Raw genomic sequence first — 13966 nt, 5'->3', positions numbered from 1 at the left:
ATGTTTTCCTTTCTTCTGTTAGTTTTCTTTTACAATGATCAGAGAATAGTATCCGGAATCTTCCGGGATCTCTTCCACCGACCTGTATATTTTTTCTGAAGGCATACCGCAGTTTTCGATCATCACTGCCTTCTGTCCGCTTTTTTCTATACTCTCTTTTACTTGTTTCATTTTCTTTCCTGTCTTCATCAGGACCTTCGTCCCGGGAAGCTTCAGGATCTCTTCCATTTCCTGGGCTTTATAGGTAGCCGGTATCACATGGAGAGGCTGATCCGCCTCCACCAGTCCCATATTCAGCCTGGCTGCCACTGCACAGAAAGAGGTGATGCCGCTGACGATCTCCGCCTCATATCCTCTCTCCAGGATCCTTTTATGGACATAGAGATAGGTGGAATACACAGTAGTATCTCCCAAAGTGAGGAAAACCACATTTTTTCCTTCTTTAAGATAGGACTCCACCTGATCCGCCGCCTTATCATGATTGGCTTTCAGCACCTGAGGGTCCTTGGTCATAGGCATGGCCACAGGGATCAGTGTTTTTTCATCCAGTTCCTCATAAGCCCTCTTCACGATCTGATAAGCCACACTGGCCTGAATCTCTTTCCCCGGCACAGCGATAACCTCATTGTCCTTTATCAGTCTCAGCGCCTTTAAAGTAAGGAGCTCCGGATCTCCCGGTCCCACTCCTACTCCATATAATTTTCCTTGCATGTCTGTCTCCTTTGTTTTACATTTCTTTATACTGACGGCTTTTTATATTGTTTTTGCAAAAGCCGGATCAATTCCTCTGTATTTTCTGTCTGCCCCAGATAGCCGTATTCGTTAGAAAATATCACGGATCCCAGGAGCATTCGGTCATAAGTTCTGTGGTTCATGTAATATAAGATTCTTTTTGTCAGCTCCTCCATGACCGGCTCCAGAAGATTTTCTCTCCGGATCACAGCCAGAGCCTCGTCTGTGGTAATGGTATCCAGGATTTCTCTGGCTCCTTCCAGAGAAATTCCTGCCCGTATGGCGTTTGCAGCCAGCAGCTCCGCCCGGCTGTCTGCACATCTGGAATGGGTGTTCATGATCCCCCCGGCCACTTTTACGAACTTGCCGATATGAGAGACAAAAAGGATTCCTTTCACCTCCATATCCAGAGCCATATCCAGTGTCTCCCCTATGTAATTGCTGCACTTCATGCTTTCCTCAAAAGGCAGGTCCATATGCTCCTTTAAATATGCCGCTCCGTAGTTTCCCGGGGTGATCAGAAGATATTCTCCTCCGTTTTCCACCTTCTGACGCATTTCGATCTCAATGCTTTTGATCAGGGCACTTTCACTCATAGGCTCTACAATCCCCGAGGTGCCAAGAATGGAAATCCCTCCCCGGATCCCCAGCCTGGGATTAAAGGTCCTGGCTCCCACCCGGTCCCCTCCGGGAACACTGACGGTAAGAAGAAGCCCCCCCTCATAATCTGCTCTGGAACAGATTTCTTCGGTTTCCTTTAGAATCATTGACCGTGGGACTTTGTTGATAGCCGGACTTCCCACAGGCTGCTCCAGGCCTTTTTTCGTCACTCGTCCTACTCCTTCTCCTCCTTCCAGCCGGATCCCGGAATCTCTGGTCTTTTCTGCTTTTACAAAAATCTCCAGTCCGTCTGTGGCGTCAGGATCATCTCCCCCGTCCTTTTTCACGGCACAGGAGACCCAGTCCTTTCCCTGACTGATGTGGAGAAGCTCCAGATTCAGGAGGATCCCTTTCGGCGTCATCAGCTCCACCTGCTCCACCTTTTTGTTCTCCAGAAGGATCTCCACTGCTCCTTTTGCTGCAGCGGCAGCGCAGGAACCGGTGGTGTAGCCATACCTCATTTTCTTATTGTTTTTTATACTGTAATAGCCTTCTAATCCTGTTTTATGCTCCATATCCTGCCTCTGTTTTCTCAAATAAAACGAAATTTGTGCAAAGAAAAATCCGCTGCCAACTGGCAACGGACCTAGTGTATCACAGAGCTGTATCAGCTCTTTACCTCACACGATATCATGGAAGTATCCGGTTGCCGCAGATAAAACCTCCACACCTTCTGAAAATCTTATGTATCTGGCTTTCACAGTAACGGACTTGCACAGGAATTCCACCTGCTTCCATAAAGATTTCCAGCTTATTTTTTCAAGAATGACCTTGTTTATTATATAATTTTCTGTGCAAAAAGTCAACGTAAACCAGAAGTCTGCAAAGCACTATAAAATATTTAAAGAGCTGGTTAAAATAGCAAAAAAAGCTGCCGCATCTATGATTTTCTGACCATGGATACGGCAGCCCCTAATGTTATTTATTTCTTCGATTCCAGATAAACCAACTCCGCACTGGAAATATCTTCAACTGCAAGACCCAGTGCATCAAAAACAGTAATATCATTTTTGCTTTGACGTCCTGGTACTTTGCCTAAAAGCAATTCGCCTACAGAACCGATAATATGGGATTCCGTAATAATACCTTCCTTCAGAGGAATAAGATATTCCCCGCTCTCCTTTCTGCATGAAGGTGTATGATCCGAATAGAGCCTTGCTGCCCCGATCAAGTCGGATGCCACTTCTCTTGTAGTCGGAGAAAATGTACCGACTGCATTAATATGAACACCTGGCTTCACCATATCTTTGGTAAGATAAGCTTCCTTTGCAGGACATACCGTACAGATAATATCCGCATCGGCAACAGCACTTTCAACACTCCCGCAGGTTTTAACGGAAATCCCGTATTTTTTTTTCATTTCCTCGGCATATAGTTCTGAAGCTGCGGGATTTTTGTCGTATACGGTGACCTCTGTGATCTTTCTTACCAAACGGATGGCTGCAAGATGGCTTCTTGCCTGAGCTCCCGCTCCGATCACTGCCATTTTGTGAGCGTTTTTCTCTGCCAGCAGATCTGTGGCTACAGCAGAAACACATCCTGTACGGATTTCTGTGATACTCCCCGCCTCGATCATGCCGCAGACTGTGCAGTGTCTGCTCTCAAAGAGCATCACATATCCAATATGAGAAGGATAGCCTGTTCCCATATTCGGTTCATAGGCTGTGATTACTTTTGCTCCGAAATAGTCCCCTGTATACGCCGGCATAAAACCAAGAGCTGCGGTATTGGGCATCCTGCAGATCAGTCTCTGAGGCATTACACACTTTCCTAATTCCAGATCCATAAGAGTTTTTTTCATGACATCCATGCATTTCTCCGGTGTAAGCAGCTTCCTTACCTGTTCTTCCTCTATGATCTTCATATCTTTTCTTTACCGCCTTCCTTTAAGTATCCCATGGCTCCTGCCACATAGACAAGTACGCCTGTTTTCATAGATTCCTCATCAAAAATAATCCTGGGATTATGCTGCGTCAGCACCTCGCTGTTTTCCGGGCAAGCGCCAATCAGGAAAAAGGTGGACGGAACCAGGTCGCTGATATAGGAGAAGTCTTCACTGAACGGAAGTTTCAGGATATGGTCATTTACTTTCGCCGCATCCATATGCTTTTTGATCTCATTTCCGCACAGTGCTGTGACCATGGTATCCGTAACCACAGCCCCCATTTCAAGGGAATATTCTATCTGGGCGCTTCCGCCGAACATTGCGGCAGTCTGTTCCGTAATCTCTGAAACCCTCTTCTTAATCTGTCTGCGCACATCATTGTTGAATGTGCGGATATTCCCCTTCAGCACTGCTGTCTCAGGTATTGCATTGCCTGCAGATCCAGCATTGATGGATCCAAAGTCCAGTACAGCCATCTCCTGAGCATCTATCTCACGGCTATTTACTGTCTGAAGGTTCAAAACAATATGACATGCAATATTGATCGGATCAATGGTCGTATGTGGGACAGATCCATGCCCTCCTTTCCCATGTACGGTGATCGTAAACAGGTCTGCCCCTGTAGAGAGACTTCCCGTGCCATAGAGAACCGTCTCTTTTGGAAAACATGACATAATATGTGCACCAAATGCCGCATCAACCTTCGGGTTTTCAAGGATCCCATTTTCAACCATGTTACGACACCCGTAACCTATTTCTTCTGCAGGTTGGAACAAAAGTTTTACCTTTCCAGGAAGTTCATCCTCAATTTCTTTAAAAATCCGGGCTGCGGTAAGAAGCATAGCCGTATGTGTATCGTGCCCGCAGGTATGCGCTGCACTGTCATAAGTACACGAAAAAGGCAATCCGCTCTCTTCCTTCATTGGCAGGGCATCCATATCGGATCGAAGCAGAATGCATCTGCCCTCTTTTTTCCCGATTACCGCTGTCACCCCATGGTCTCCAATATCTATCGGCTTACATCCCATAGCAGTCAATTCTTCCTTCACATACTGCACTGTATGATCCAGATCAAACCCGAGTTCGGGATGCTGATGCAGATAACGTCGATTTCTTATCAGATCCTTTTCATATTTTTCAATCAATTTTTTATAATCCTGCATGCTTCTTCTCCTTTCCTGCAGGTTGATAAATTATCAACCTGATGTTAAAATCATAGTAAACATAGTAAGTGAGGTAATTGTTATGACAAAATCAGAGGCATTTTTCTTTCTTGACCGCTTGGCTCACGGCATTGCACTCATCTTCGGCGAAAGCTGTGAAACTATCATACACGATTTTTCAGACGGCATGATGACAAACGTGGCAATTTACAATGGAAATGTCAGCGGTCGAAGCCCCGGCTCCCACAATGGTATCCTGGATTCCTCTCTTGTCGATACAAGCCAGATCCGGAAAATCGGCACCCATGATATTATCAATCAGCTTGTTCATTTAAAAAATGGCCGTACTGTAAAATCCTCCACTTTTTTTCTCACCGGAGAAGATTATGTCCTCGCACTGGGGATCAATTACGAGATCACCCTGATGACGCAGATGGAACATTTTCTCAGTTCAGTTACCTCTGACAGCGGTGATCTCTTTTCTACCATGTCAGGGAATGAAAGATCTGACGCTGACCTGCTGGTACAACTCTTCCACCAGGCGTTGTCCCGAATTGGGGTTCCCATATCTGCCATGAAAAAACAAGAGCGTTTTTCCCTGGTAGCTCTCCTGAAAGAACAGGACTACTTCCGCCTGCAAAAAAGCGTCGGCTATGTAGCAAAGCAGCTAAATGTCTCTAAGTACACAATCTACAAGTATCTCAAAGAACTGGATGCCGATGCCTGACATCCGGTTCCTTATTTACATTCTTCGGACGATTTTTCCTCTCTTCATTACAAGTTTTGGTCTGTGATACATACAGCGGATATCCAGATCCGGTTTTCCGTCTACCAGGATCAAATCCGCTGACATTCCTTTTCGGATCATTCCGACTCTGTCTTCAATCCCTGCGATCACTGCGTTATTTCTTGTGCACTGAAGCAGAATATCCAAGTCCTTCATCCCGCAGTTCTCCCTACGGAATCTAAACTCAATCCCGTTATCATAGCAAAAGTCTCCGGCAGCACAATCTGTACCGAATCCAAGATACAGACCCATCTCATATGCTTTTGCCATTTTTTCCGTACAGTGTCGGAACATCGGTCCCAATCGCTTTTCCCAATAATCCTTTCTGGGGCCGTCAGAGATATGCATAACAGCCAATGTGGGAATCAGATACGCCCCCTGTACAGCCGCAAGCTCCACTCTCCTTTTATCTTTTTGTTTCAAAATGATAAGATGTTACCTTTTGGCCGTTGAGTTCAATTTCATCCTTCACAACTTGAAATCTGTTTTCAAAAATATCCGATCCGGCTCAAGGAACTTTCCTGCAGTCATCTCTTCAAACTGAACAACTGCCTCCCGGCCGAGGCGTTCCTGAAGAAAGGCCTTCCAATCCGCAGGATGCATGGGCCGATCCCAGCCAAATTGTTTTACAATGTCATCAATACTTCCTTTCCCGGCCCGTCGAAGCTGCGCCTCTGTGTTCGCCAGATACAGGAACCCTCTTCCATAAGGGCACTCCTGTGCGAGCCTCTCTTTCCATTGGATCTTCGGTATTTCCATATTCGGCGTCTCCCTGAAGGGATTCTGATAATATCTTCTCCCAATCTTTTCATTTAAGCACTTGACCGTAAATTCATCATCAAGAAATCCTCCAATATAGGGAAGCCAGGTACAGTAATATTCTGTGGCTCCTTCCAAAAACCAGGTTCCCTCTCCCACATTATTGTCGTCCATATATGGCCAGGTATGGGTCATCTCATGGATCAGTACATTGAACCATTTGTCCGGATCAAAGCCGCCAAATGCACTGTAGCCGGAGATAAAAGCATATCTGCAGGCCGATCCCCCATTGCTGATCACAAAGGGATCTCTCCTCAGAAAAACTTTAAATTGTGCATCCGGATCGTTAAAGTATTCCTTCTCATACTGAAAGATTGGAAACAGTTTCTCCGCAATAGGACGGATTTCAAATTCCGGTTCCGACAGATAATATACTCCGAAAGACTCATTTTCCACCGCACGGATCTTGCCGACGGTAAATAAAGAAATCCCAAGCTCTGTGATTTTCATGGACTTGTCCACATTTCCTTCTCTTCACATTCAAGAAAACCCTTTTCGTCCTCGATCCTTAGATATTCCATATCCGGGAAGGGACAAAGACCGCCGAAACCTTCATCAAACCGACAGAGCATAGGCGCACCGGTAGATACTTTTATATCCGGACTGCTGAGTTCATAATCAATAAAGGAAATCGTGTCCTTCTTCCAGAATGGTCTGATCACAATCTTTAATTTAGGTCTCATTTCTCCTCCTTTATTCATTCGTTAAGATTTTTATGGGCATTTTAGCAACAATTTTTAATTATTATACTTGTTAGTTGATAAAAATTCAATATTATATTGACTATTTGTCAACTTTCATTCTATTATTTAGCATCATTTGTTAAAATATAAAAGTGCCACAATCCAGTGTTTTCAAAGATTGTGGCACTTTTTTTCTTTTTAGTACTAAAAACGCAAATCAGGAATCTGCTCCTCTTATTGATATCAATTCAGACAAGTACATGTATCAGTCTCTCTGTACCGATCTGGGCCAGAGTAGGCACACTTTCCGGGTGAGTCCACTGGGCTATGGTATCCTGGAATAAAATGTTAGCGGAAGGGGGAAACTCCTCGTCTCCGTCCCAGAAAATATAAGTAAGCCTGATCTTTGGAAATGCATGGAGCGTAAGGCTTACGTCTCCGTATTTTTCCCGGATGCCGCCCAATTCCAGTCCTGCTTTTAAAAGCTCCTGGGAACGGCCTGCAAAATGCTTTTTCAGAGGCTCCAGAGCAGATCTTTCATAGGCCTTTTCAAACACCGCCGCTTCCCGGATTTCCCGGAAGGGTACCATTTTGCTGCCTTCTTCTGCGAAACTTTTACAATACCGCAGATGGTGCATAATGGTCAGTCTCTCTGTAACCGGGATCTCCCGTTCTCCTTCTCCAGTAATCTCTCCTGTCCCTCTGGAGATCCTGCATCTTTCACCGAAAAAAGAGAGAGATAGATTCTTCTCATCAAACTCTCCCCCTATCTTCTTAATAATATCCTCCTGGGGACATTTTACAAACCAGTCCTGAAACTGGGCATATACCTTTTCGTAATTCGATTCTTTCTTTTCCATAACATTACCTCTCTCGCCGATATTCCCTTTTTCTCCATACCGGGCAAATTTTTATATCAGGCCCGCTGTAGTCAGTTTAGCACAGGAAAAAACAGACGTACAGAAAAACTTCCGCACGTCTGCCTCTGTATCCCTTTATATGATAATGCAAACCAGTCCGCCTTTGCTGTCATTGACGATTTTCTGCATGGTATCCTGCAGTTTAATCTGGCTTTCATCTCCGATCTGTACCAACTTGGTATGTATACCGTCTTCTACCAGCTGGCCGATAGATTTGCCGAATATATTTGTCTGCCATACACTTTCTTTCCGTTCATCACAGGTCTTAATATATTCGATCAAATCTTTTGCCTGTTCTTCACTTCCTACAATTGGGGCAATCTCCGTTTCAATATTTGCCCGTATCATATGGATGGAGGGACTTACTGACTTAATTTTTACCCCATATTTGCTGCCCTGTTTGATCACCACTGGTTCCTCCAGCTTGATCTCTTCCTTGTCAGGAGTTACGACTCCGTATCCTTTTCCCCGCACTGCCGAAATGGCGTCTTGAACTTTCACATATTCTTTCTTCATCTTGGCCATTTCCTGCATCGTATGAATCAACTCATATTCGTCGGAAATAGATACTCCCGTCATTTCACTTAAGATTTCATAATACCATTTTTCATCCATATCCACTCGGACCTGTACCCTGCCATTGGATAGGGAAATTTTCTCCGGAGTCATATTTTTTACATATTCTGAAGAGAAAGGAAGATGCTCTCTGTCTGCATCTTTCACGTACCTCATCTTGCCCATCAGGTCCCGGATCCCGTTTAAGAGATTTTCCTTCAGATAATGGTCCGGAGGAAGCATTTCTACCCATTTCGGCACATAAAACTCCATCTGAACAATGGGAAATTCATATAAAATTTTCTCCAGGATTCTGGTAATATCCTCTTTCCTAAGCTGCTCACAGTTTACACTCATAACTCCAGCCTGATATTTTTTCTTCAGTTCCTGGACTAGATTCTGAGTCTCTTCTTTATAAGGCTTCTGGGAATTTACCAGGATCAAAAAAGGCTTTCCCGTCTTTTTCAGCTCCTGAACCGTCTTTTCTTCCCCTTCTATGTAATTTTCCCTGGGGATCTCCCCGAAAGAACCGTCACAGGTGATCACAAGACCAATACTGGAGTGTTCTTCAATAACTTTTCTGGTTCCTGTCTCCGCCGCCTGATGAAAGGGAATCTCATAGCTGAACCAGGGGGTTTTCACCATCCGTTCTTTTCCCTCTTCCATGTTTCCTGCTGCATCTCGGACCATAAAGCCCACACAGTCTATAAGGCGTATTTTCGCTTCCAGATCCTCTCCTAAAGATATTGCCGCAGCCTCTTTTGGAATGAATTTTGGTTCTACTGTGGTGATCATTTTTCCGGAACCGCTTAAAGGAAGCTGGTCTCTCACTTCCTTTTTTTGATTTTCCTCCATATTGGGAAGGACTGCCAGCTCCATAAACCGTCTTATGAACGTGGACTTTCCTGTACGGACCGGTCCTACTACGCCTATGTAAATTTCCCCGTTTGTACGGGCCTGGATATCCTGATAGATATGATATGCATCCATGAACCTGCCTCCTTAATTCTACTGCCCTGTCGCAGCAAAACCCCTGCTTTCTTCTCAGAGAGTCCCTTCCAGGGTTTCTGCACTCCGACATCATATTAATAATATATATGTGTCCCATCCTCGAAAAATGCCATGGATTTTCATAGTTTCAGGTACTGCCTCTCCGTCAAATTTAGAGCCGTTTTCGAACATTCGTTCTTGACAGAATTTAAACTCAGGCATATAATAGAATCAGAACATTTGTTCGTTTACTATTAAGAATTACTGGGGAGTTGATCATGGAAATAAAAAAAGAACCCGACTTAGAAGAAAAATTAAAGATTCTCTCAGATGCTGCCAAATACGATGTAGCCTGCACCTCCAGCGGCGTTGACCGGAAAGGAGAAAAGGGAAGTCTGGGAAATTCCAGAGCCTGCGGTATCTGTCACAGCTTTGCCGCAGATGGTCGCTGTATTTCCCTCTTAAAGGTACTTCTCTCCAACCACTGTATTTATGACTGCAAATACTGCCTCAACCGCCGTTCCAATGAAAGAATCCGAACCTCTTTTACACCGGAGGAACTCTGTACCATTACTATCGAGTTTTATAAGCGAAATTATATTGAAGGCCTTTTTTTAAGCTCCGGAGTTATAAAGAGTCCTACCTATACCATGGAACTGATGTATCGTACTCTTTTCCTTCTCCGAAATCAATATCATTTCAGAGGCTATATCCATGCCAAAGCCGTCCCCGGCGCCGCTCCTGAAATCATACAGGAGATTGGTTATCTGGCAGATCGAATGAGCGTCAACATGGAACTGCCCACAAAAGAAAGCCTCCGCCTTCTTGCTCCAGGCAAAAGCCACGAGGCGATTCTCCGTCCCATGAGTCAGATTCAGCAGCAGATTACGGACTATCGCCTGTCCATTGGAAAATCTATCTCTATGGAACGGCATTTTGGCAATCAGTATCTCGCAGGAAGCATTTTTTCCTCTTCTGCAAAGAGACTAGACTCTCAGAAAAAAGTTCTGCCAGATAGCACCAGCCCTTCTCTTCTCCAGGAAAGCGGCTCTCAGCTTTTGGAAGGTTCGCCTGGCAAAAGAGATTTATCCTCTCAAAAAAGTCCCAGGCCTTTTGCGCCTGCCGGGCAGAGCACCCAGATGATCATAGGCGCTACTCAGGAAAATGACTATCAGCTTTTAAAAGTTACCCAGGCTATGTATCAGCGCTATGATCTGAAGCGGGTCTTTTTCTCCGCTTACATTCCCCTGAACGAGGACAGAGACCTGCCTTCCTTGGATACAGCCCCGCCTCTTCTCAGAGAACACCGTCTGTATCAGGCTGACTGGCTTCTCCGATACTATGGTTTTCAGGCAGAGGACCTTCTCAGTCCTTCCCGCCCTAATTTTAATATCTTTCTGGACCCGAAATGCGACTGGGCTCTCCGGCATCTGGAGCTGTTTCCCATTGAAGTCTCAACGGCCTCTTACCAGGATCTTCTGAAAGTTCCCGGTATTGGAAATAAATCTGCCTGGAGGATCCTTCAGGCAAGGCGTTTCGGCAGACTGGACTTTTCTTCCTTGAAAACCATGGGCGTGGTACTAAAGCGGGCCCAATATTTTATTACCTGTCACGGGAAAATGCGCTACCGCACTCCCATAGAAGAAAATTTTATTACCAGACAACTTACGGGAAATGAGGAGAAAGCCCTCTGGGAGCTGGAGCATCCCCAGACCTACCGCCAGCTTTCCCTCTTTGATGACAATTTTCTGGAACTTCCCCCTACTGTGGAGGACAGCCGGAAAACAATCTCCGGACAATTATAACCTAATGGAGATGATTCTGCCTATTTCCACATTGCAGTCTTTCATCAAGTCAAAGACCTTCGCAGCAGTCGTCAAACAGACATGCTGGCATGTTCCCTTGGCTCGTTTTCCGCGAGAATAAATCAGGAGGTATTATTAAATGGTTGTTTTCACCTGCCATGATGATTTTGAATCCATGATGACCTGTATCTATGACGCCTGGGCCGCACGGCTGGGTCACTCCAATATACGGCTGATGACTGAGCCGGTAGATGAGCCGGAGCTTTTCTGCCAATACCGTCATATTGACCCGAACCTGGAAAAATGCCAGAAGGTCATCCGCTCTGTCCGCACAAAAATCTCTCCAAATGCTTACCAGGATATTTATCGGGCCGCTATGCACTGGAACCCTGACAAGCTGGATATTATTTACCGTTTTCTCGTCCTGGGGTTTGCCTGGGGCTCCCAGGTAACCCGTATGTTAAATAATCCCTATGTATCTGCACTTTTTGAGCTGGACCGAAAAGTATCCAATGAAAGCCATCAGTTCCGGGAATTTATCCGTTTTTCCAGGCTTAATGACCAGGCCCTCTTTTCCCTCATCGAACCTAAGTGCAATATCCTTACCCTGGTAGCCTCTCACTTTGCTGACCGGATGCCCTCGGAAAACTGGCTGATTACAGACAAGAAACGGCTTTTAGCAGTTGTTCATCCCAAAGATAAAGATTACTTTCTTACTTCCGTTACACCTCAGGAACTGGCCCATATGGAAGCGGCCCAAAAGGAAGACAGCTACTCTTCCCTATGGAAAGCCTTCTTTCATTCCGTAAGTATCGAGGCACGGACAAATGAGCGCTGCCAAAGAAACTTTCTGCCTCTCTGGTACAGGAAGAATATGACAGAATTTTCTATATGATTTCTCTAGACTATTCCCACGCCCGGAAGGCTGTTTTTTCTATAGGACAGTCCGGAGGACTTTCCCTATAGAAAAAAGACCCCGCCGGAAATCTGACAGGATTCCGGCGAAGTCTTAACTTAACCAATCTTATAAATATTTTCTCTTTGCAGCTTCTACTACATGACCAACCAGTACAGAAGTAGTTACGCTTCCAACTCCTCCTGGAACTGGTGTGATTGCTTCTACAATAGGCTCTGCTTTCTCAAAGTCTACATCTCCGCAAAGCTTGCCTTCAGCATTTACATTGATACCTACATCAATGACAACCTGTCCTTCTCTCAGATATGTATCATCTACTACGCCTGCACGTCCTGCTGCTACAATAACAATGTCTGCTTCTTTTACAACAGAAGGCATGTCTACGGTTCTTGTATGGCACACGGTAACAGTTGCATTTTTCTTGATCAGCATCATAGCCGCCGGCTTTCCTACTACCAGGCTTCTGCCGATAACAACGGCTCTTTTTCCTGTACAGTCAATGCCATAGTGGTCCAGAATCTCCATACATGCCTGAGGTGTACATGGAGGGAATCCCACTTCTTTACCTGTAAATACACCTGTCATAGAACCATCGGTCATACAGTCTACGTCCTTTGCAGGATCCAAGGCATTCTCAATAACCGCCTGATCTAAATGTTTTGGAAGAGGACGGAACAGCAGTACCCCATGGATATTGTCATTCTTATTCATCTTCTCGATTTCTGCCAGCAGATCCTCCTGGGATACATCTGCGGGAAGCAGCACCTTCTCACATGCAACGCCCAGTGTCTCACAGCGTTTTGTGGCGCCTCTCTCATAAGAAATATCACTTTCATTCTCGCCTACACGGATAATTCCAAGGGTAGGTTTTACACCCTTTTCCTCCAATGCTGCAACATCTGCTTTAATTCTTTCATTCAGTGCAGCCGTTACTTCTTTTCCAAGTAATCTCTTTGCCATCTTTCTAAATTCCTCCTGCATTTTCTACCAGTCATAGACTAATTTACATTATTTTAATCTGGATAAAACACTGTCAAAGGTTTCATCTGCGATTTTTGTATACTTTTCAAGCATAGCGTCTGCTTTTTTGTTTAATTCTTCTGCATACTCTCTGTCGGCCATTGATTTTGTATTAATATAAACATTCAGACTTGCACCCTTTAGTGCAGCTTTACAGAAAGCAGCGCCTACGCCGGCATCGCTGATTGCCAGTTTAGATCCCTTTGCAGCAAACTCTACGATTACTTCAATAGCTTCACAGCATTTTTCCATGATTTCCATAGGTACAGAGCAGGCATCTTTTAATACGATCTCCATTACCCGGGCTTTTTCGGCTTTTTCTTCCTCTGTCTCTCTGGGCATACCGTATGCTTTGGATAGAGGTTCAAACACTTCTGCATCTCTCTCAATAAGACGAAGAAAATCTTTCTGGAGTTCATCACATTTTTTCTTTAACTCCCACATCTCATCTTCCACGTCTGCATATTTTTTCTTTCCTACAGTCAGGCTTCCCACCATATTTCCCAGGGCGATACCTACTGCCCCTACCAGAGCAGAGGCACCGCCGCCGCCAGGTACAGGTGCTTTAGAAGCTAAAACCTCTACGAACTCATTACATGGTACAGTTGAAAATCCCATTTCTTATATCCTCCTAAAATCTGAAAGTAATTTCCACCAGGCGGAAAAGCTCTCCGCCCGGCGGATACTGCTATCTGTAAACTCTTGAAAGGTTTCAGTCGAAATCAGAACAGACCGGAAATCTTACCTGTCTCATCTACATCAATACGCTCTGCAGCCGGTACCTTCGGCAGACCAGGCATAGTCATGATCTCACCAGTCAGGGCAACTACAAAGCCTGCTCCTGCGGAAATCTTCAGATTTCTGACAGTTACTTCAAAGTCTGTAGGCGCTCCCAGTTTTGTCTGGTCATCCGTTAAGCTGTACTGAGTCTTTGCTACACAGATCGGGCAGTTGCCAAATCCCTGTTTTTCAAGCTGCTGTGCCTGTTTCTGTGCATTGGCAGTAAGGACTACTCCCTTGCCTCCGTATAC

The 13966-nt window shown here is 45.0% G+C and carries 15 protein-coding genes; 3 read left to right on the top strand and 12 right to left on the bottom strand.

Annotation, left to right across the window (positions count from 1 at the left end):
* Positions 1-18: 18 nt before the first annotated feature.
* From cobI to B5G00_RS14650, 4 genes are all read right to left on the bottom strand, one after another.
* On the bottom strand, positions 19-711 hold the full coding sequence (cobI, locus tag B5G00_RS14670; protein WP_087274067.1) for a precorrin-2 C(20)-methyltransferase: 693 nt from the start codon (positions 709-711) through the stop codon (positions 19-21).
* Between the two features lie 26 nt (positions 712-737).
* Complete coding sequence (gene cbiD / locus B5G00_RS14665; protein WP_087274064.1) at positions 738-1907, bottom strand: cobalt-precorrin-5B (C(1))-methyltransferase CbiD; 1170 nt, start codon at positions 1905-1907, stop codon at positions 738-740.
* Positions 1908-2314: 407 nt separating this feature from the next.
* Positions 2315-3256 carry an ornithine cyclodeaminase family protein gene (locus B5G00_RS14655; RefSeq protein ID WP_087274060.1) on the bottom strand — a complete coding sequence of 314 codons (942 nt, stop codon included), beginning with the start codon at positions 3254-3256 and terminating at the stop codon, positions 2315-2317.
* A complete protein-coding gene (locus tag B5G00_RS14650; RefSeq protein WP_087274058.1) occupies positions 3253-4440 on the bottom strand; it encodes a M20 metallopeptidase family protein in 1188 nt (395 codons plus the stop codon). The genes B5G00_RS14655 and B5G00_RS14650 overlap by 4 nt, the downstream gene beginning before the upstream one ends.
* An 82-nt stretch (positions 4441-4522) precedes the next feature.
* On the opposite strand from B5G00_RS14650, the gene B5G00_RS14645 reads away from it, so the two are divergent.
* Positions 4523-5167 (top strand): helix-turn-helix transcriptional regulator, encoded by a 645-nt coding sequence (locus B5G00_RS14645; protein WP_158229644.1) that lies wholly within the window; start codon positions 4523-4525, stop codon positions 5165-5167.
* Positions 5168-5182: 15 nt separating this feature from the next.
* Here the strand turns inward: B5G00_RS14645 and B5G00_RS14640 are convergent, their stop codons facing one another.
* The 5 genes from B5G00_RS14640 to spoIVA form a co-directional block, all read right to left on the bottom strand.
* Positions 5183-5650 (bottom strand): amidohydrolase family protein, encoded by a 468-nt coding sequence (locus B5G00_RS14640; RefSeq protein WP_140403170.1) that lies wholly within the window; start codon positions 5648-5650, stop codon positions 5183-5185.
* Positions 5651-5695: 45 nt separating this feature from the next.
* Positions 5696-6508, bottom strand: coding sequence for a hypothetical protein (locus tag B5G00_RS14635; protein WP_162613514.1), 813 nt, complete (start codon positions 6506-6508; stop codon positions 5696-5698).
* On the bottom strand, positions 6493-6729 hold the full coding sequence (locus tag B5G00_RS14630) for a hypothetical protein (RefSeq protein WP_087274051.1): 237 nt from the start codon (positions 6727-6729) through the stop codon (positions 6493-6495). Before B5G00_RS14630 ends, B5G00_RS14635 begins: the two co-directional genes overlap by 16 nt.
* 248 nt (positions 6730-6977) lie before the next feature.
* Positions 6978-7589 (bottom strand): DUF3786 domain-containing protein, encoded by a 612-nt coding sequence (locus B5G00_RS14625; protein WP_087274049.1) that lies wholly within the window; start codon positions 7587-7589, stop codon positions 6978-6980.
* A gap of 135 nt (positions 7590-7724) precedes the next feature.
* Positions 7725-9194 carry a stage IV sporulation protein A gene (gene spoIVA / locus B5G00_RS14620; RefSeq protein ID WP_087274046.1) on the bottom strand — a complete coding sequence of 490 codons (1470 nt, stop codon included), beginning with the start codon at positions 9192-9194 and terminating at the stop codon, positions 7725-7727.
* 278 nt (positions 9195-9472) lie between these two features.
* On the opposite strand from spoIVA, the gene B5G00_RS14615 reads away from it, so the two are divergent.
* Complete coding sequence (locus B5G00_RS14615; protein ID WP_087274043.1) at positions 9473-10999, top strand: putative DNA modification/repair radical SAM protein; 1527 nt, start codon at positions 9473-9475, stop codon at positions 10997-10999.
* 139 nt (positions 11000-11138) lie between these two features.
* Entirely contained in the window at positions 11139-11894 is a 756-nt protein-coding gene (locus tag B5G00_RS14610; RefSeq protein ID WP_087274041.1) for a TIGR03915 family putative DNA repair protein, read from the top strand.
* 129 nt (positions 11895-12023) lie between these two features.
* Here the strand turns inward: B5G00_RS14610 and B5G00_RS14605 are convergent, their stop codons facing one another.
* From B5G00_RS14605 to B5G00_RS14595, 3 genes are all read right to left on the bottom strand, one after another.
* Entirely contained in the window at positions 12024-12875 is an 852-nt protein-coding gene (locus B5G00_RS14605; protein WP_087274039.1) for a bifunctional 5,10-methylenetetrahydrofolate dehydrogenase/5,10-methenyltetrahydrofolate cyclohydrolase, read from the bottom strand.
* Between the two features lie 48 nt (positions 12876-12923).
* Positions 12924-13553, bottom strand: coding sequence for a cyclodeaminase/cyclohydrolase family protein (locus tag B5G00_RS14600; protein ID WP_087274037.1), 630 nt, complete (start codon positions 13551-13553; stop codon positions 12924-12926).
* 104 nt (positions 13554-13657) lie between these two features.
* Positions 13658-13966 (bottom strand): formate--tetrahydrofolate ligase (locus B5G00_RS14595; protein WP_140403169.1); only part of this gene is annotated, 309 nt, incomplete at its 5' end.

The organism is Blautia sp. An46, from assembly GCF_002161645.1.
In the GTDB taxonomy this organism is placed as follows: Bacteria; Bacillota; Clostridia; order Lachnospirales; family Lachnospiraceae; genus Blautia; species Blautia ornithocaccae.
The sequence above is the reverse complement of the archived record's forward strand: the minus strand, read 5'-3'. Positions and strand labels throughout refer to the sequence as shown.